Raw genomic sequence first — 18492 nt, 5'->3', positions numbered from 1 at the left:
AAAAGAATGAGCATGACTCGGAAAAGTTTTTTCCAAAAGCGCTCGTTCTTTTTATGGGAAAAATGGAGGTGTATGTATGGCGAAAATTGCATTGATTACAACTGGCGGAACAATCGCAAGTAAGAAAGCAGAATCAGGAAAGCTTGCTTCAGGTGAGCTTACTGGTGAGGAACTTGTTGAATTATGTGAGTTACCTCGTGAAATTGAAGTAGATATTTATTCTACTTTCCAATTGCCATCCATGCATATTACAAAAGAAAATTTGGCAGAGCTCGCAAAGCTCGTAATGAAAATTTTTGAAGATGAAAGTTATGATGGAGTCGTTGTAACACATGGTACGGATTCGCTCGAAGAAACTTCTTATTTTCTTGATTTGGCAGTAACGGACGAACGCCCAGTCGTGTTAACGGGTTCACAGCGCGGCCCCGAGGAAATGGGAACAGATTCTTATATTAATATTCGTCATGCGGTTTATACAGCTAGTGAACCACTCCTTCAAAATGCAGGAACTGTTGTTGTATTTAATGAACGAATTTTTGCAGCTCGGTATGTAAAAAAGGTGCATGCTTCTAATATTCAAGGTTTTAGTTCATTTGGTTTTGGCTATTTAGGAATTATTGACAATGATAAAGTTTTTATTTATCAAAAACCTGTTGAGCATGAATGCTATCCACTACAAGAAGCGCTCTCTGATGTTGTGATTATTAAATGCTATTTAGATGCAGATGGATTTTTTATCGATTCTGCCATTGCAAAAAATGTAGCTGGAATTGTTCTAGAGGGTGTTGGTAGAGGACAAGTAGCCCCCAAAATGATGCCCGCGATAAAACGTGCCATTGAAAATGGAATACCCGTTGTGATTACAACAAGTGCGGAAGAAGGGAATGTCTATACGACATATGATTATTTAGGTAGTACATATGATCTTCTAAATCATGGCGTTCTTTTGGGTGGCGATTATGATAGTAAGAAAGCGCGAATGCGGCTAATGGTTTTACTTGCGGCAAATGTAGAAATAAATCAAACTAACTTTAGTGAACTGAAAGGGTTTTAATATGACTAAAAAGATTTGTATTGCGATTGATGGACCTGCTGCTGCAGGAAAAAGCACTGTAGCTAAAATCGTCGCTAAAAAATTAAGTTTTATTTACATTGATACAGGGGCGATGTACCGGGCGGTTACCTACCTCGCATGGGAAAATAAAATTGATTATACAGATGAAACAACTTTGGCTAGTTTGCTACAAAAAACGATGATTCGTTTTGAGCCAGGAGAAGTGCAACAAGTGTTTCTTAATGATGAAAATGTTACGGAAGTCATTCGTTCAAATGAAGTGACAAATCATGTTTCGATTGTCGCGGCTCACCCCGCTATTCGAATTGAGCTCCAAAAGCGGCAACAAGTTTTTGCTGAAGAGGGTGGCATTGTAATGGACGGCCGCGATATTGGGACGGCTGTTCTACCACAAGCAGAACTCAAGATTTTTCTCTTGGCTAGTGTTCAGGAACGTGCTGAAAGACGCTTTAAAGAGAACAAGGCAAAAGGGTTTGACGTCGATATGGATCAATTGAAGAAAGAAATTGAAGCGCGCGACCATTTAGATTATACGCGCGACCATTCTCCACTTAAGAAAGCAGATGATGCAATAGTTGTTGATACGACAAGTATGACGATTGATGAAGTCGCAACAAAAATTTTATCACTTGCTAAACAAACAATGGATTAAAGAGTATATTTTCCAAAAAAAGGCCTAAACGGAATGGCCTTTTTTTATTATAAAAAAACTTGACAAATTGTGGCAATTATAGGATGTTAGAAGAGAGATTTTTTTAAATCTAAAAATCTTTTAGGATTTTCTTGCAAAAAATCAAGTGTTATTAACAACGATGGATACGTGTATCATTTGCGACAAATGTTGCTGAGTGATTTCATGAGGAAATTTTTTGAAGCTTGTCACTTCTTTTGCACTTACAGAAAGTCCTAATTCGACAAACGAATTGAGGAGGGCTACACATGTCTGATGAATTGAGTAATGTGGAAGTTAGGAATTTTGAAGAAGGAGACAAAGTCACCGGTACAGTTACAAGCGTAGAAGAAAAACAAGTCTACGTAGGTATTCCCGATAGCAAACTGGATGGTGTTGTTCCAATCAGTGAACTTTCAAATGTACATGTGGAATCAGCTTCTGACGTAGTTAAAGTTGGAGACACATTAGATTTAATCGTAACTAAAGTAGAGGAAGATGTACTTGTCCTATCTAAACGTAAAGTAGATGCTTTAAAAGCAGTCGATGATATTCAAGCTAAATTTGAATCTGGTGAAGTATTTGATGCCGTTGTGAGTGACGTTGTCAAAGGTGGTTTAGTAGTTGACCTAGGCGTGCGCGCATTTGTACCAGCTTCTTTAGTGGAAGACCATTTTGTCGAAGATTTCTCTGATTACAAAGGAAAAACGATTGCATTTAAAGTCGTTGAGTTTGAACCGGAAAATAACCGTGTTATTTTAAGCCATCGCGCGATTGTGGAAGAAGAAAAAGAAGCGAAGAAAAAAGAGATTCTAGCAAACATTAAGGAAGGCGATGTACTTACTGGTACAGTAGAACGTCTTGCTGGCTTTGGCGCGTTTGTTGATTTAGGCGGCGTGGATGGCCTAGTTCATATTTCGCAAATTTCTTACCAACACATTTCAACTCCAGGAGAAGTTTTATCTGAAGGACAATCTGTTCAAGTAAAAGTAATCGGAATTGATCCGGCGAATGAACGAATTTCACTTTCCATTAAAGAAACAGAACCAGGTCCGTGGGATAATATTAATGAGAAAGCACCTGTTGGCTCAGTCCTTAAAGGAAAAGTCATGCGTCTTGTATCGTTTGGTGCGTTTGTTGAACTTTTCCCTGGCGTAGAAGGCTTAGTTCATATTTCGCAAATTGCGCATAAACATATTGGCACACCGAATGAAGTTTTATCTGAAGGTGAAGAGGTGGAAGTAAAAGTTCTTGATGTGAATGAAAGTGAGAAACGTTTATCGCTTAGCATTAAGGCGCTTCAAGAAGAGCCAGTTGAAGAAGCGGACTATGAACTTCCAGAAGAAAGCACAGGCTTCCAATTGGGTGATTTAATTGGGGACCGACTAAAAGATATTCAAAATCATGATGATAAATAATTTAAAAGAAGCCAATTTTTCAAAATGACACAAAATTGGCTTCTTTTTTTTATGCGCGAAATGTTTTCAGTATGTGTAATTTGGGGTATAGACTTATATATTGATATTTAATAACGAAAAATAAAATCCGGGGAAGTCACACTTTGTTCACATTTGTATGAATGGTTGGCTTAACTGCGTTTCGAGTGTTTCTAAAATGAAAAATGTAAAATTTCGCTTTGAAAACCTGAATCTGATAAAAAATGCTATTGTCAAGAAAAAAGACATCACCTATAATGTTGTTATCAACTACAAAGGAGTTAGATTTAACACATGAAAAAAACAACAGCTTTATTAGCAGGTTTAGGAACAACAGTCTTAGTAACATCATTATTGCCTGTAACATCATTTGCAGCTGATAAAACGGCAGAATCAAATGCGAACATTACATTTATTGCGGGTACTGGACCAGTTGCCCCTGTAGATCCACTAAATCCAGTTAATCCATTAAATCCAGATGATCCAGAAAATCCGACAGATTCACCAACAGGGGATACAGGTGCTTTGACGCTTGATTATGTTTCTTCTATTCATTTTGGATCGCACGAAGTTTCAAGTGCATCCGAAGTTTACTCTGCTATTTCTAAAAAACCTTTTATTCAAGTTTCAGATAGACGTGGAACAGGTGCTGGTTGGTCTGTTTCAGCTACAGCGAGCAAATTTACAGATGGCACAAACGAGTCACTTCGCGGAGCTAAGATTAAATTTGAAAATGGTGAGGCTGTAACAGGTTCTTCAACTTCAAATGCTCCAGTAAGCAGACAATCTGTAGAACTTCCAACTGATGGTACAACAAGCGCTTCTGTTATGATAGCCAGTTCTAATCAAGGTATGGGAACTTGGATTAACAGATGGATGGCCGCAGGCGATACAAATGAAAAAGTATCCATCGAAGTTCCAGGTGGTTCAGCCACTGTAGGAAGCCATCAAGCAAAAATTACGTGGAAACTAACAGACGCACCCGGCGTATAAACCTTTTATGCGGGCTGCTGCTTAAAAAGCAGCAGTCTTTATTTTTTAGTAGGGGGAAGAAAATGAAAAAATTTTTCTTAGTAATCGCAACTACATTAACCGTGATTTTGTTTGCTCCAAACATAACCGCACATGCTGAGGATGTTGATTATTCTGTTCAAGCTATTATTCCAGAAAATCAAATTGATAAAAAACAAGGTTACTTTGATTTACGTATGCAACCACTTATGGAGCAGAGACTTCAAGTGAAAGTATTTAACAGTTCAAATCATGAAATTAAAGTTAAACAAGACGTAACTTATGCGTCAACAAATAAGAGTGGTATGATAGACTACTCAAAAAAAAGCTTGAAAAAAGCAGATGAAAGTTTAAAAGTACCGCTTCCAAAAATCGCAGAAGTCATAGAGGATAACATTACAATCCCAGCAAATAGCTTTAAAGATGTTTGGATTAATGTGAAAATGCCGAAAGAAAGTTTTGATGGCATCATTTTAGGCGCTGTTGAATTTACACAAGTTAATGAAGAAGTGGATGATAAAAAGGAATCAGGATTAAGTATTGAAAATGAATATTCTTACGTAGTGGGAATTCAACTTTCTGAAACTGCAAAGAAAATTGAACCTAACTTAAATTTATTAAATGTAAAAGCAGGCTTAGATAATTATCGAACATCTGTAAGTGCCGTTTTACAAAATGATCAGCCAGTCATTTTAGATCATTTATCGGTCGATGCAAAAGTATATAAAAAAGGTGAAAATAAAGTTCTTCATGAAACAGCAAAAACAGACTTAAAGATGGCACCAAACTCAAATTTTGGCTATGCTATTGATTGGGAAAATCAGCCCCTTGAAGAAGGAACTTATGTTTTAAAATTAAAAGCTGATAATGGAAGCGAAACGTGGAATTTTACAAAAGAATTTAAAATTGGAAATGATGCAAAAGATTTAAATAAAAAAGCAGTCGATGTTGAGAAAAATTATTTATGGTGGTGGATAATTGGCGGAGCATTGGCGATTGCTATCGTGCTTCTTATCATCTGGTTCATCGTGCGTCGCAAGAACAAAAAGGATGATGAGGATTAAAGGAGTGAGTACTTTATGAGAAAATGCGTGTTCATTTTCTTCTTCACTTTGGTCATTTTAGGTGCTCTTCAATCCGTTAAAGTTATAGACTCGAAATTTTCTAGTCGGGACTCTGTTTCTGCGGCGATTACTTTAAACGCAGATGAAACGATTGTAAACAATTATACAGAGTTAAAAGCGGCAGTTCAAAATAACAGTATATCAAAAATTTATTTTGGAGCGGATATTAGTTTATCAAGTGGTATTCAAGTGCCAGTCGGCCGAACGCCATTCACGATTTCTGGAAAAGACCCAACAACAGAAGAAATACACACATTAACAGAAACAGGGAGTTCGACAAGCACATCAGGAACTATTTACATTAGCTCGAATTCCTCGACAAAACAAATTACAATGCAAGACCTTACTATTTTGGGGAAAAATTATTATGGAACAGTTTATGTTGCTAACGCTGCAAAAGGTGTTAATGTAACTTATGACAACGTGGTGTACAAAGGACCACAACTTATTTGGAATACCGCTGGGACGCTAGAACTTGTCGGAAATACAAATGTTGAAATTGGCAAATTTGTTAGTGGCTCAGCATCGAACCAGGAATTTGCCGAAGTAGGTGGCATTAATTTTGGTGGGAATATTGAAATTTATCACCCATCAAGTTCCAGTGACAGCTTGGTATGGTATGGCGAAGATTCTTCGACGAGCAATTTTTTCAATGTTCGTGACGGAGCCAACGTGAACATTTCTGCTAATGGTAATGGTGTATTTTACCGAAGCGCATCAAACCCAGTTTCCATAAGTGTTGGTAAAAATGCAACGCTTAATTTAAATACAACGACTTCCTTTAACCGCAGTGGTGTAGGCGGCAACTTTTTCGTAGACGAAGGAGGTACCGCACGAATTTATCAATCGGATGTTAGTAGTGAGTTGCTCTCGCTTTCAGGTGCTTTAACGGTTAATAAAGACGCAACTGTTGTTTTGAATAAAACGGGAGGAAGCGGTAATGTAATTAAATTCAATAGTGGTGGAAGTCTAAATGTTAATGATCCAGCGTATTTCCTTCTATACAATGGTAATACTTCTAATACAATTGGCTATGCCTCGGGTTCTGGCCAGATGAATTTAAATGGCGGGCTAATAAATTATTGGGATAGATCCGGGAGCGCCAGTACAATTGGTTTGCCAACTTATTCCTACAGTAGGGAAGATCAAGCAAATGTCCAAATGGGCATTACGACTAATGGTTCTACGACAACAATTAATAGCGCGAATGTGCCAGTGACAGCAGCGGAATTTAATGTTGCCAAAATGAAAGTTCTCTCAATTGGAAATTTGCCGCTAAATGTGAATACCTTAAATGATAGTCAGGCTACTTTAAGTGGAGCGACCGTTACAAATGCGGCTATTGAAATTTCTTATGTAGAAAATGGCACGACGAAAACATTGACTGGAACCGCAGATAACGCTGGGAATTTTCAAGTGGCGATTCCAGGCGGCTTTATAAAACCGTATACGGAAGTAAGTGTGACAGCTTCGATGGAGTATTATATTAATAAGACAACTAAAATTACTGTCGTCGATGTGACGCCGCCAACGGGCGATGCTGTTCCACAAATTGTTTCAATTGGTGAGGCGCTTTCTACAAATGCCAATGCTTTTGTGACAAACATTCGAGATAAATCAGATAATACGAGTGGTCAGGGTGTGACGGCGAACATTGAAGCTACACCAGATACAAGCACATTTGGTTCGAAAAAAGCAGAGGTTTCCTTGACGGACCGTGCGGGAAATCAAACGCGAATTGACGTACCGGTTTTTGTGAAAGATGCTGATACGGTTGTTCAAAATGGGACGGCTTTAAAGGCAACTTCATTTAGTGTTGACCAAAGTGAAGTTGGTGGGAAGTCGGCTGCTGAGCTTGGACAATTGATTAAAGAGAAATCGAATGCGCTCGGTTTTGATGTGAATTCTGGCGCTAATATTTCGAATGAGATTACGATTCAAAGTTCGACACTTCAAGCGGTCCCAGGGGACTACACGGCCACACTTGAACTGCGTGGCGTTACGAAAACCGTTTCGATTCATGTATTTGTGCGCAGTGTGAAGTTTGAGGAAGTTAGTCAAGAAATGGACTTTAAACCTGCTCAGATTACTGGGAAGCGAGAAATTCTTGAACGTGATGAGTCGACATGGGGAATTAGTGTGGTGGATACGAGGAATTCGGGCTCAAAATGGGTTGTAAATGCTACAATTACGAAGCCGTTAACCTCTACTAAAAATCCAGATCGTGTTTTAGAAAATGCTTTTATTTTTGTTGGCTCAAACGGGGAAAAAATTGTTTTAGGGGACTCGCCCTATCCTGTTTTTGAATATGAAACGACAAATGCAAATCCTGTTCAAGTGGACTGGGCAAATAATCGCGGGGTGCTTGTAGAGGCTGATACGACGGCGGTTTATGCTGGTGATGCCTACCAAGGCAAAATTTCGTGGACGCTTCAAGATGCACCTTAATTGTTAAGCTAATTCGTGTACAGAAAAACCGTTTGAAAAATAGTTCGAGCGGTTTTTCTATTTTATCTGGAAAAAGTGATTGACAGTAAAGGTAAATATGATATAATAAAAAAGCTGAATGAGAAGCGGTTATTAGTTTCACAGCATAATTATACACTATGGCCCGTTGGTCAAGCGGTTAAGACACCGCCCTTTCACGGCGGTAACACGGGTTCGAATCCCGTACGGGTCACTTAGGTTCCGTGGTGTAGGGGTTAACATGCCTGCCTGTCACGCAGGAGATCGCGGGTTCAAATCCCGTCGGGACCGTTTAAGAAGTTTGTCATTTTTGACAAGCTTTTTCTTTTTGGCGGGAATGAAGTAGAGGTTTGCGTATCGTTATATATAGGAAGATTTTTTTTAATTCTTTAAACATGAGAAGTGTTTGCATTTACCGTAAAGTGTGTGATGTGTTAAGATAAAGGGGACTAAATCAAAAAGGGGTAAGGGCATGGAAGAGATTAATAAAGAAAAGATTGCAGATGCTGTTCGTGTTATTTTGGAAGCGGTTGGGGAAAATCCAGATCGTGAAGGGTTAATTGATACGCCGATGCGTGTTGCGCGTATGTATGAGGAAGTTTTTTCGGGGCTTACGAAAGATCCCTCGGTTCATTTTAATACAGTGTTTGAAGAGCAGCATGAAGAGCTTGTTCTTGTTCGAGATATTCGTTTTTCTTCGATGTGTGAGCATCATTTAGTTCCCTTTTTTGGGGTGGCTCATGTCGCCTACTTGCCGCAGAATGGTCGGGTTGCGGGACTTAGTAAACTTGCTCGCGTTGTAGATGATGTGAGTAAACGTCCGCAACTTCAAGAGCGTATTACGACGACGGTAGCGGAAATTATGATGGAAAAATTAAAGCCGCTTGGTGTGATGGTCATTTTAGAGGCGGAGCACATGTGTATGACGATTCGCGGTGTGAATAAACCGGGAACGAAAACGATTACGAGTGCGGTTCGCGGTGCTTTCCGAACGGATGATAAATTACGTAGCGAAGTGATGTCGTTAATTAATCATTCATGAAGTGAACAATTACGTTTCAAAATAGATTTGTGATATAATATATTTCATATTATTTGTTATTATGAGTTAAAGGGGAAATTTAAATGACCTATCAAGGGAGCCTGGCGCAGTTGAAAGAAGTGGAAAGATTGGTTCATGAAAAATCAGCCTATCGGTTTTTAAAGGACAATTTTTACGGGCCTGAAACTGATAAGGACCAAATGCTATGGCTGAATGAATCCATTCATGGCTCTGATCTTGCTGAAACAGAGAAATACCGGATTATAACCGCAACACTTTATGTGATTCTTGCTCATGATACGCATGAGATGATTGATGAAGATAAAGACGGTAGAGGGGTTAGTCGAAAAGGACGAGAACTTACGGTGCTTGCCGGTGATTATTATAGCGCACTGTATTACCGGACGATGGCAGAACTTGGTATGACACAATTACTTGCAGCACTTCAACGTGGTGTGCAGAAAACGAATACGGCTAAAACAAATATTTATCAGTTACATGTTGTAACAGATGATGATTATATGGAGGAACTGCTTGCTTCATCTTCAGCTATCTTTGCTGAGTTTTCTTCTTATTTTAAGAATGAGGAAGCTTTTACGAAGCTTGCTTGCCAAGCTATTTTATTAAAACGCTTGGAGCGGGAACAACATTTTTATGAACAGTATGGGCTTTCAACATTGAAACGTGCATATGATCATGGTTTCTTTGTGAAAGAGGCGATGGCGACTTTTGAGGAATGGCTCGAGCAACTTATGGATGAAGTAAAGATGCGAATTCATCATTTGCTTAAGACTTCTAGACCGCTATCTGATTCGATACACGCACGTTTAAATGAAATGTTACAGCGCTAAATTAAAGGGGAGTTTTTGTATGGTGGAAACGAAAGAAGAGAAAGTTCATAAAGTTTTTGAAAAAATATCTCCGGATTATGACCGAATGAACAGCTTGATTAGTTTTAAGCTTCATTTGTTTTGGCGTAAACAAACGATGGAACTTATGCGTGTTCCGAAAGGGGCAAAAATTTTAGACGTTTGTTGTGGTACGGCGGATTGGACAATTCTTTCTGCCCGGCATGTTGGGGAAAAGGGCTCTGTTGTGGGGCTTGACTTTAGTGAGAATATGCTTCAAATTGGTAGAGAAAAAGTGCTCGAGAGTGGGCTTCAGAATGTGACTTTAACTCACGGCAATGCGATGGAGCTGCCTTTTTCGGATAATCAATTTGATTTTGTGACGATTGGTTTTGGTCTTCGAAATGTGCCGGATTATTTACAAGTTTTAAAGGAAATGAATCGCGTTTTGAAGCCGGGTGGACAGGCGGTTTGTTTAGATACGAGCCAGCCGAACGTGCCACTTTGGCGTCCGTTTTTTAATACATATTTTCGCCATGTGATGCCGCTTTTTGGTAAATTGTTTGCGAAAAGTTATGAGGAATATAGTTGGTTACAAGAATCAACTAGAACTTTCCCGGGAATGGGCGAGCTTTCTGATTTATTTTATGAAGCTGGTTTTAAATATGTCCGCTATATTTCACATAGTGGCGGGGCGAGTGCTACACATTTTGGCTATAAAAAGGTGACGGTAGATGAAATTTAATTTTTTGTATCCGGCGATTCAAAAAGATATTGAAGCGGTTGAAGCAGAATTAAAACGTGCGGTTTCAAATGCTGACGCGGAAACGACTTCTGCTTCTGCGCTACATCTGTTGGAGGCGGGCGGAAAAAGAATACGGCCGATGTTTGTTTGCTTGACGGCAAGACTAGGTGCGCCTGCTGATTTTACATATGTGCGAGATGCGGCGGTTGCGATTGAACTCATTCATATGGCTTCAATTGTTCATGACGACGTGGTTGATGATGCGGGGCTTAGACGTGGTAGAAAGACGATTAAGTCGATTTGGGGCAATCATATTGCGATGTATACGGGAGATTTTCTTTTTGGGAAATCGCTTGAATATATGACGAAAATTGACAGCCTCAAGGCGCATCAAATGTTGTCGGCGGTTACGGTTGAGCTTGCGGTAGGGGAAATCGAACAGATTAAGGATAAATTCAACTTTAATCAAAGTGTAAGGTGTTATTTGCGGCGTATTAAGCGGAAGACGGCACTTTTGATTGCGGCAAGTTCGGGGCTCGGCGGGGTTCTTTCGGGATTGCCTGAGAAGGTTGATGATAAACTTTATTTATTTGGCTACTATGTAGGTATGGCGTTCCAAATTACGGATGATATTTTGGATTTTGCGGCGGATGAGCGGACGCTTGGGAAGCCTGCTGGTGAAGATTTACGTCAAGGGAATGTGACGTTGCCGGTCTTTTTTGCGATGCAAGATCCGCTTCTTAAAAAGCGAATTAGTCGTGTGACGGAGGAGTCGTCAAAAGAGGAGATGATGCACTTAGTTGCGGCGATTAAAGCGAGCGGTGCGATTGAGCAATCTGAACAGGTGGCGACGGCTTATTTAACGAAGGCGATGGCGATTTTAGATACTTTTCCAGCATCGAAAGAAATTAAACCTTTGAAACAAATCGTGAAAATGCTTGATAAACGAGATTATTAGGAGGAATGTAGGGTGGAGAGAACTTTTGTCATGGTAAAGCCGGACGGCGTACAGCGCGGTTTAATCGGGGAAATTGTCACGCGCTTTGAGCAAAAGGGTTTGCGGATTGCAGGCGCAAAATTGATGCGGATTTCTGAGTCTTTGGCTAAAACGCATTATGCGGAACATGACGGGAAACCGTTTTTCGCGGACTTAATTGGGTTCATCACATCTGGTCCTGTTTTCGCTATGGTTTTAGAGGGTGACGAAGCAATTGCCACGGCACGCCAAATGATGGGCAAAACAAATCCGCTTGATGCGGGGCCGGGAACAATTCGGTCAGATTTTGCGATACATACGAATAGAAACGTGATTCATGGTTCTGATGGTTCGGCTTCTGCCGCACGGGAAATTGGCCTCTTTTTTAAACAAGAGGAGCTCTTGGATTACGAAAAAGCTACGGATTCTTGGCTTTGAATGGTGACTGTCTCTTATGGTAAGAGGCAGTTTTTTCAAAATAACTGGTTGTTTTCTGGTGAATGTTATGCTATTATTTAACACATACACTTTAAAGCGCTAAAATATTTGTGGTAAAGGAGAAGGACTTATGAGATATTTAACGGCTGGAGAGTCACATGGACCGGGTTTAACGACAATTATTGAGGGGCTACCTGCGGGGATGCCACTTTTATCTGAAGATATTAATGTGGAACTAAAAAGACGGCAAGGTGGGCATGGTCGGGGGGCACGCATGAAGATTGAAAAAGATCGTGCGCAAATTACGGCTGGCATTCGGCACGGGAAAACGCTTGGTGCGCCGGTTGCCATTTTTGTGGAAAATAAAGACTGGAAGCACTGGGAAACGGTGATGAGCATTGAACCTGTTGATGAGAAACACGAGGCGTCACGAAAAGTTACTAGACCTCGTCCGGGACATGCTGATTTGGTGGGCGGCATGAAATACGGTCACCGAGATATGCGTAATGTGCTGGAGCGTTCAAGTGCGAGAGAAACAACGTTACGAGTGGCTGCTGGTGCGGTAGCTAAACAACTTTTGCGTGAACTGGGGATTTCAGTTGCCGCGCATGTGCTGGAAATTGGTGGTGTGCGGGCGAATTTGACGCGTGATTACACGGTGGCTGAAATTGCTGACATCGCGAATAATTCGCCAGTTCGAACACTCGATAAGGATATTGAACAGGCGATGATGGATAAGATTGATGATACGAAGAAAAAAGGGGATACAATTGGTGGCATTGTTGAGGTCGTTGTTGGCGGTGTTCCAGCTGGCCTTGGTAGCTATGTGCAATGGGATAAAAAGCTAGATGCCAAAATTGCACGTGCAATCGTTAGTATTAATGCTTTTAAAGGTGCTGAATTTGGCGTTGGGTTTGTTGCGGCACGTAAATATGGTAGCGAACTCATGGATGAAATTGTTTGGTCAGAAAATGACGGCTATACGAGAACAAGCAACAACTTGGGTGGCTTTGAAGGCGGTATGACAAACGGTATGCCGATTGTGGTTCGCGGCGTCATGAAGCCCATTCCGACTTTATATAAGCCACTTCAAAGTGTGGATATTGATACGAAAGAGGCGTTTAGTGCGAGCGTTGAGCGTTCAGATAGTTCGGCGGTTCCAGCGGCAAGTGTAGTTGCTGAAAATGTAGTCGCATGGGAAGTGGCCTGTGCCGTGCTTGATAAATTTGATAGCGACCGTTTTGACGTTTTAAAGAAACATGTGGAAGAACATCGCGAACTTACGAGGGGCTTTTAAAATGTCTAAAATTACAGTTCAAACAGCGAGCAAAACGTATCCTGTATGTATTGGCAATGACATGTTAGTTTCATATGGTGCTGAGTTTTTAACCGAGCTAAAAAGGTTTTCAAAGGTTTTTGTTTTGACGGATCGACACGTTTTTGAACTGCATAAAGAGAAGCTTGACCGTGTTCTTAAAAGTTTGCCGCACGTGACGTATTATGTGACGCCAAACGGTGAGGCTGCGAAAACGTTTCAGGTGTATGAAGATGTGATGACGAAAATTATTGAAACGGGGCTTGACCGCAAGTCTGTGATTCTTGCTTACGGTGGTGGTGTGATTGGTGACTTGGGCGGCTTTGTTGCGGCGACTTATATGCGCGGCATTCCGTTTTACCAAATTCCGACGACTGTTTTAGCGCATGACAGTGCGGTAGGTGGCAAAGTGGCAATAAACCACCCGCTTGGGAAAAATTTGATTGGCAACTTTTATCAACCTGAAGCGGTTATTTACGATACGGCGCTACTTGGAACGCTGCCGGTACGCGAAATGCGCTCGGGCTTTGCGGAACTTATCAAGCACGCTTTAATTAGCGATCAGGCGTTACTAGATGAACTGATGGCGACTTTCAAAACGCCGGACGACTTTTACTCGCAAGATTTAACCCCGTTTTTACAAAAGGGCATTTTGGTTAAAGCGGGTATAGTGGCGCAAGATGAAACTGAACAGGGCGTCCGCGCGTATTTGAATTTCGGTCATACGTTTGGGCATGCTCTTGAGGCCTACGGTAATTTTTCGCGTTTCCTTCACGGCGAGGCCATCATTTTTGGAATGATTTATGCGCTTTTGATGAGCGAAGAAACCCAAAATCTCACGTTTGATAGGGCGACATTTACTGCTTGGCTAACTGGACTCGGTTACGAAACTGAGCTCCCAGATGACGTCCCGTTTGAAACGATTTTTGAAAATATGCTACACGACAAAAAAACGACTTTTGAAGAGATTAAAATGGTGCTGTTGAACGAAATCGGTCACATGGAAATTGTTCCTGCTGACCGGGCACTGATTTTACAAACTTTTAATCAAATGAAAAAAGGAGAATGATGAGTGTGAGAGCGATTCGCGGTGCAACGACTATAAAAGAAAATACGGCAGATGAAATTTACGAGGCGACGAGCGAACTTTTTCAGGAAATTTTAAAGAAAAATCAAATTGTTGACGCGGAAACGCTTATTTCGGTCATCATAACGGTAACGGAAGATATTAATGCGGCTTTTCCGGCGCGTGCTGTACGTGTAACGCCTGGTTTTGAGCTTGTTCCTGTGATGGGTATGCAAGAAATCCCGGTACCGGGTGCCCCTTTAAAATGTATTCGAATGATGGTGCAAGCAAGTGTGGATAAATCACTTGCGGAAATTGAACATGTTTATTTAAACGATGCGGTGCGCCTGCGCCCAGACCTCGCGGAAAGGAAGGATTCTTGATGAAATGGAAAACGTCTTTAGAAGGGCTTCATTCGTATAAGCCGGGAAAAAGAGAAGATGCGGTGATGAAAGAATTAGGGTTAACTAAAATTACGAAACTTTCCTCCAATGAAAACCCGCTTGGTGCGTCTAAAAAAGTACAAGAACTTGCGCGTTCATTAGCGTTTAAAACAGAAATTTATCCTGACGGGCATGCGAGTGACCTTCGAAAAACCGTTGCGGAGTTTTATGATATTTCAGAAGACGAACTTGTTTTCACGGCTGGAGTTGATGAATTAATTGAGCTTTTAACGCGCGTATTGCTCGATCAAACAACGAACACGGTCATGGCAACACCAACTTTTGTTCAGTATCGCCAAAATGCGCTCATTGAAGGTGCGGAAGTACGAGAAATTGCTTTAAAACCTGATGGGCATCATGATTTCGAAAGAATGTTAGCGGCGATTGATGAGAATACGGCAATCGTGTGGATTTGCAATCCGAACAATCCGACAGGCAATTTTTTGCCGCTTGATGCTATTCGTGCATTTATTCAAAAAGTGCCAGCAGATTGCTTAGTCGTTCTTGATGAGGCGTATATTGAATACGTGGAACCGCAACCTGCTGCTCATGAAAAATGGGTTCGAGAGTTTCCAAATCTGATTATTACACGGACGTTTAGTAAAATTTACGGGCTAGCTAGTTCGCGAGTTGGCTACGGCATTTGTTCCAAAGAAATTGTGCACTATTTAAATGTTGTCAGACCGCCGTTTAATACGACGACAGCGGGACAATTGCTTGCGCAAGCGGCTTTGCTTGATCAGGATTTTGTTGCGGAATGTCGGGCATTAAATCACGCGGGAATCGCGGCTTACGAGGCGTTTAGCGCAGAATATGCGCAAGTCACACTGTACCCGTCGCAAGGCAATTTTGTACTGCTCGATCTAGGCCGAAAAGCAGCGGATATTTTTTCTTACCTAGAGAAAAATGGCTTTATTACAAGATCAGGGGCTGCTCTTGGATTTCCAAATGCGGTGCGGATTACGGTTGGGACAGCGGCGGAAAACGAGCAAGTGATTGCGCTCCTAAAAGAGTTTCTGGGATAGGAGGCAATCTTTATGAAGGGAACAGTCGTTATTGTTGGGCTGGGACTCATTGGCGGTTCGATTGCGCTTTCTATTAAAGCAAAACATAAAGAGGCGCACATCATCGGAATCGATGTCTCGTTAAACACGCTTGAGAAAGGACTTTCGCTCGGGATTATTGACGAAATCGGCGAAAGTGTCCTAATCGATGCACCAAAAGCAGATTTGCTCATTTTTTGCTGCCCGGTGAAAGAAACCGAAGAACTCGTTCGTCATTTACCGGGATTAAACTTAAAAGAACAGGTTATCGTGACGGATACAGGGAGTACGAAGCAAACCGTTATGCAGGCCGCACTAGGGCTCGCTGACAAGTCGATTACATTTATTGGGGGTCATCCGATGGCAGGCTCACATAAAAGTGGTGTGACTGCCGCAAAGCGCCTGCTTTTTGAGAATGCTTACTATTTATTAACGCCAGGAAATGAAACGGCAAGCGAACGTCTGCCAGAATTAAAGGAATGGCTGATTGGGACAAATGCTAAGTTTCTAACGCTATCGCCAAAAGAACATGACCAAATTACAGGCATGCTGAGCCATCTTCCGCATATTGTTGCGGCCGCTTTAGTGCAAGAAACGGAAGCTTTCACAGCGAGTCATCCTGATGCGTTTAGTTTAGCAGCAGGCGGCTTCCGAGATATTACACGTGTCGCTTCAAGTGATCCGCGCATGTGGACGGACATTTCGCTTAGCAATCGTGAAATTTTGAAAGAACAGCTTACTTCTTGGCGCGACCGAATGAATGAGGCTATTCAGCTCATTGAGACCGCCGACAAGACCGCGATTTATGATTTTTTTGACGGTGCGAAAGAGTTTCGTGATTCGCTGCCGATTCACCGCGGTGCTATTCCAGCTTTCTACGATTTATTTGTCGATGTGCCGGATTATCCGGGTGTCATTTCAGAAGTGACGGCCATTTTAGCGGATGAAAAAATTAGTTTAACGAACTTGAAAATTTTGGAAACGCGCGAAGATATAAACGGTGTGTTACAAATTACGTTTCAAAATGAAACTGACCGCTTGCGTGCTAAAGCAAGTATTGAATCAAGAGCAGCATATACGTGCTATTTAGAGCAGTAAAGGAGTGTAATGATGAAATTACAAACAGGGAAAAGCCTTTTGCACGGAACGATCGAAGTCCCAGGCGATAAATCCATTTCGCACCGCAGCATTATGTTTGGCGCGCTAGCAAACGGCGAAACGCGGATTCGGCATTTTTTACGTGCAGATGACTGTTTAAGTACGATTCAAGCATTTCGTGATTTAGGTGTACAAATTGAAGAAACGCCCGATGAAATTATCGTTCATGGTGTAGGCTTTGGCGGTCTAAAACCATCTAAGGCACCTATTAACGTAGGAAATTCTGGTACAACGATTCGACTAATGATGGGCATCCTTGCAGCTCAACCGTTCGCTACAACACTATTTGGCGATTCTTCGATTGCAAAACGCCCAATGAATCGCGTCATGTTACCGCTAAAAGAAATGGGTGCCAACATGACAGGTCGCGAGGGCAGCGAATTTGCCCCAATTGCTATTAAACGCGCTGAAAAACTTCACGGCATCACATATCACATGCCAGTTGCAAGCGCCCAAGTGAAAAGCGCCATCATTTTTGCGGCACTTCAAGCAGAAGGCGAAACAATGATCCATGAAAAAGAAAAAACGCGTGACCATACGGAAGAAATGATTCAAAAATTTGGCGGGAACATCGAGGTGGACGGTCTGACTATTCGCGTCTCCGGCAACCAGGCGTTTCAAGGACAATCGCTAACGGTTCCGGGCGATATTTCTTCGGCTGCTTTTTTCATCGTAGCAGGGTTGATTGCAGAAGATAGCGAAATCGTTTTAAAAAATGTTGGGTTAAACCCTACACGGACGGGAATAATCGACGTGGTGAAAGCGATGGGCGGAGACATTTCGGTTGTGGAAGATGATTTAGCTGGCACCATAACCGTGAAAACGTCACGTCTAACTGGGACGACTATTTCCGGAGATTTAATTCCGCGTTTAATCGACGAGCTCCCCATCATCGCGCTCCTAGCAACGCAAGCAGAAGGCGAAACCATCATTCGCGACGCCGAAGAATTGAAAGTCAAAGAAACAAACCGAATTGATGCCGTAGCAACTGAACTTGCGAAAATGGGTGCCGACATTACGCCTACAGCAGACGGCCTTATTATTCGCGGGAAGACCAAACTCCGTGGTGCCAAGGTAACTAGTTACGGCGACCATCGCATCGGCATGATGCTCCAAATTGCAGCGCTTTTAGTACAAGACGGAGAAGTAGAGCTTGAAAAGGCAGACGCCGTTTCGGTATCTTATCCAAGTTTTTTCGACGATGTGAGAAGTTTGTTTGATGAATAATAAACGAAAAGAGGCTTAACGGCTTCTTTTTTTTGAATACTAGAACGGTTAAATAAAAGCATGAAACTAGCTGTGTACAATTTTTCATCATATCTTTTTATGCTATACTAAAGGAAGTATTTATAAAACAACCAAGAGGTGATGACCATGATTAAAATTCAAATTAGCGAAAGCGAATTGCGGACCCATGCCAGCGACTTACGGGAGGCAAGCGGCGGGGAAACTTATCAGACCTTACGAGAGCTAGAGGCGCAACAAGCCGAGCTTCGAAAGGCGTTGTCCTCATGAGCCGGATTAGTATTGCCGAAGTACGTGCCTTTCAAGAAGCCTTACAAAAGGCCAATGCCACCATGCGTGCTCGTATTCAAGCGGTACAAGCAAGCGCCTTTCGTTATTCGGCGGATTATTT

The 18492-nt window shown here is 41.7% G+C and carries 18 protein-coding genes and 2 tRNA genes; all 20 read left to right on the top strand.

The features are described 5' to 3' along the window. The first annotated feature begins 76 nt into the window (after window positions 1-76). The 20 genes from CFS60_RS04795 to CFS60_RS13820 all read left to right on the top strand — a co-directional run bounded on the left by CFS60_RS04795 (window position 77) and on the right by CFS60_RS13820 (window position 18371). Window positions 77-1054 carry an asparaginase gene (locus tag CFS60_RS04795; protein ID WP_088809630.1) on the top strand — a complete coding sequence of 326 codons (978 nt, stop codon included), beginning with the start codon at window positions 77-79 and terminating at the stop codon, window positions 1052-1054. A gap of 1 nt (window position 1055) precedes the next feature. Further along, window positions 1056-1727, top strand: coding sequence for a (d)CMP kinase (gene cmk, locus CFS60_RS04790; RefSeq protein ID WP_088809631.1), 672 nt, complete (start codon window positions 1056-1058; stop codon window positions 1725-1727). 287 nt (window positions 1728-2014) lie between these two features. Next, window positions 2015-3163 (top strand): 30S ribosomal protein S1, encoded by a 1149-nt coding sequence (gene rpsA, locus CFS60_RS04785; RefSeq protein WP_088809632.1) that lies wholly within the window; start codon window positions 2015-2017, stop codon window positions 3161-3163. Between the two features lie 312 nt (window positions 3164-3475). Next, window positions 3476-4174: a WxL domain-containing protein gene (locus CFS60_RS04780; RefSeq protein WP_088809633.1), complete on the top strand. Its 699-nt coding sequence runs from the start codon at window positions 3476-3478 to the stop codon at window positions 4172-4174. A gap of 62 nt (window positions 4175-4236) precedes the next feature. Further along, window positions 4237-5256 carry a DUF916 and DUF3324 domain-containing protein gene (locus CFS60_RS04775; RefSeq protein ID WP_088809634.1) on the top strand — a complete coding sequence of 340 codons (1020 nt, stop codon included), beginning with the start codon at window positions 4237-4239 and terminating at the stop codon, window positions 5254-5256. A gap of 15 nt (window positions 5257-5271) precedes the next feature. Beyond that, entirely contained in the window at window positions 5272-7764 is a 2493-nt protein-coding gene (locus CFS60_RS04770) for a pectate lyase-like adhesive domain-containing protein (RefSeq protein ID WP_088825456.1), read from the top strand. A 160-nt stretch (window positions 7765-7924) separates the two neighbouring features. Further along, window positions 7925-7996 (top strand) — tRNA-Glu (locus CFS60_RS04765). Between the two features lie 4 nt (window positions 7997-8000). Then, a tRNA-Asp gene (locus CFS60_RS04760) sits at window positions 8001-8073 on the top strand. A 181-nt stretch (window positions 8074-8254) separates the two neighbouring features. Continuing rightward, on the top strand, window positions 8255-8824 hold the full coding sequence (folE, locus tag CFS60_RS04755; protein WP_088809636.1) for a GTP cyclohydrolase I FolE: 570 nt from the start codon (window positions 8255-8257) through the stop codon (window positions 8822-8824). A gap of 83 nt (window positions 8825-8907) precedes the next feature. Beyond that, complete coding sequence (locus CFS60_RS04750; RefSeq protein WP_088825457.1) at window positions 8908-9675, top strand: heptaprenyl diphosphate synthase component 1; 768 nt, start codon at window positions 8908-8910, stop codon at window positions 9673-9675. A 19-nt stretch (window positions 9676-9694) separates the two neighbouring features. Further along, window positions 9695-10417, top strand: a complete 723-nt coding sequence (locus CFS60_RS04745) for a demethylmenaquinone methyltransferase (protein WP_088816105.1) — start codon at window positions 9695-9697, stop codon at window positions 10415-10417. Next, complete coding sequence (gene hepT, locus CFS60_RS04740) at window positions 10407-11375, top strand: heptaprenyl diphosphate synthase component II (RefSeq protein WP_088809639.1); 969 nt, start codon at window positions 10407-10409, stop codon at window positions 11373-11375. The genes CFS60_RS04745 and hepT overlap by 11 nt, the downstream gene beginning before the upstream one ends. A gap of 12 nt (window positions 11376-11387) precedes the next feature. Beyond that, the gene (gene ndk, locus CFS60_RS04735) at window positions 11388-11831 is read left to right on the top strand and encodes a nucleoside-diphosphate kinase (protein ID WP_088838901.1); all 444 of its coding nucleotides are present in this window, start codon (window positions 11388-11390) and stop codon (window positions 11829-11831) included. Window positions 11832-11961: 130 nt separating this feature from the next. Continuing rightward, on the top strand, window positions 11962-13128 hold the full coding sequence (gene aroC / locus CFS60_RS04730) for a chorismate synthase (protein ID WP_088838900.1): 1167 nt from the start codon (window positions 11962-11964) through the stop codon (window positions 13126-13128). Between the two features lies 1 nt (window position 13129). Beyond that, on the top strand, window positions 13130-14215 hold the full coding sequence (gene aroB / locus CFS60_RS04725; protein WP_088816102.1) for a 3-dehydroquinate synthase: 1086 nt from the start codon (window positions 13130-13132) through the stop codon (window positions 14213-14215). A 5-nt stretch (window positions 14216-14220) separates the two neighbouring features. Continuing rightward, a complete protein-coding gene (gene aroH / locus CFS60_RS04720; protein WP_088809652.1) occupies window positions 14221-14595 on the top strand; it encodes a chorismate mutase in 375 nt (124 codons plus the stop codon). Beyond that, window positions 14595-15680 (top strand): histidinol-phosphate transaminase, encoded by a 1086-nt coding sequence (gene hisC, locus CFS60_RS04715; protein WP_088809643.1) that lies wholly within the window; start codon window positions 14595-14597, stop codon window positions 15678-15680. The genes aroH and hisC overlap by 1 nt, the downstream gene beginning before the upstream one ends. 12 nt (window positions 15681-15692) lie before the next feature. Further along, window positions 15693-16796: a prephenate dehydrogenase gene (locus CFS60_RS04710; RefSeq protein WP_088809644.1), complete on the top strand. Its 1104-nt coding sequence runs from the start codon at window positions 15693-15695 to the stop codon at window positions 16794-16796. A 12-nt stretch (window positions 16797-16808) separates the two neighbouring features. Continuing rightward, window positions 16809-18083 carry a 3-phosphoshikimate 1-carboxyvinyltransferase gene (gene aroA / locus CFS60_RS04705; RefSeq protein ID WP_088838899.1) on the top strand — a complete coding sequence of 425 codons (1275 nt, stop codon included), beginning with the start codon at window positions 16809-16811 and terminating at the stop codon, window positions 18081-18083. Window positions 18084-18224: 141 nt separating this feature from the next. After that, the gene (locus tag CFS60_RS13820; RefSeq protein ID WP_159457902.1) at window positions 18225-18371 is read left to right on the top strand and encodes a hypothetical protein; all 147 of its coding nucleotides are present in this window, start codon (window positions 18225-18227) and stop codon (window positions 18369-18371) included. Window positions 18372-18492 lie beyond the last annotated feature (121 nt).

The sequence above is a fragment of the Listeria sp. ILCC792 genome (assembly GCF_900186135.1).
GTDB lineage: Bacteria > Bacillota > Bacilli > Lactobacillales > Listeriaceae > Listeria > Listeria goaensis.
This window is presented reverse-complemented; position numbering and strand designations above follow the sequence as displayed.

Bases quoted from the DNA above. Each gene is read 5' to 3' on its own strand.
- aroA (WP_088838899.1), top strand. From the start codon at position 16,809: ATGAAATTACAAACAGGGAAAAGCCTTTTGCACGGAACGATCGAAGTC.
- aroC (WP_088838900.1), top strand. From the start codon at position 11,962: ATGAGATATTTAACGGCTGGAGAGTCACATGGACCGGGTTTAACGACA.
- cmk (WP_088809631.1), top strand. From the start codon at position 1,056: ATGACTAAAAAGATTTGTATTGCGATTGATGGACCTGCTGCTGCAGGA.
- folE (WP_088809636.1), top strand. From the start codon at position 8,255: ATGGAAGAGATTAATAAAGAAAAGATTGCAGATGCTGTTCGTGTTATT.
- CFS60_RS13820 (WP_159457902.1), top strand. From the start codon at position 18,225: ATGACCATGATTAAAATTCAAATTAGCGAAAGCGAATTGCGGACCCAT.
- CFS60_RS04710 (WP_088809644.1), top strand. From the start codon at position 15,693: ATGAAGGGAACAGTCGTTATTGTTGGGCTGGGACTCATTGGCGGTTCG.
- CFS60_RS04750 (WP_088825457.1), top strand. From the start codon at position 8,908: ATGACCTATCAAGGGAGCCTGGCGCAGTTGAAAGAAGTGGAAAGATTG.
- CFS60_RS04795 (WP_088809630.1), top strand. From the start codon at position 77: ATGGCGAAAATTGCATTGATTACAACTGGCGGAACAATCGCAAGTAAG.
- CFS60_RS04770 (WP_088825456.1), top strand. From the start codon at position 5,272: ATGAGAAAATGCGTGTTCATTTTCTTCTTCACTTTGGTCATTTTAGGT.
- hisC (WP_088809643.1), top strand. From the start codon at position 14,595: ATGAAATGGAAAACGTCTTTAGAAGGGCTTCATTCGTATAAGCCGGGA.
- CFS60_RS04780 (WP_088809633.1), top strand. From the start codon at position 3,476: ATGAAAAAAACAACAGCTTTATTAGCAGGTTTAGGAACAACAGTCTTA.
- rpsA (WP_088809632.1), top strand. From the start codon at position 2,015: ATGTCTGATGAATTGAGTAATGTGGAAGTTAGGAATTTTGAAGAAGGA.
- aroB (WP_088816102.1), top strand. From the start codon at position 13,130: ATGTCTAAAATTACAGTTCAAACAGCGAGCAAAACGTATCCTGTATGT.
- CFS60_RS04775 (WP_088809634.1), top strand. From the start codon at position 4,237: ATGAAAAAATTTTTCTTAGTAATCGCAACTACATTAACCGTGATTTTG.
- hepT (WP_088809639.1), top strand. From the start codon at position 10,407: ATGAAATTTAATTTTTTGTATCCGGCGATTCAAAAAGATATTGAAGCG.
- CFS60_RS04745 (WP_088816105.1), top strand. From the start codon at position 9,695: ATGGTGGAAACGAAAGAAGAGAAAGTTCATAAAGTTTTTGAAAAAATA.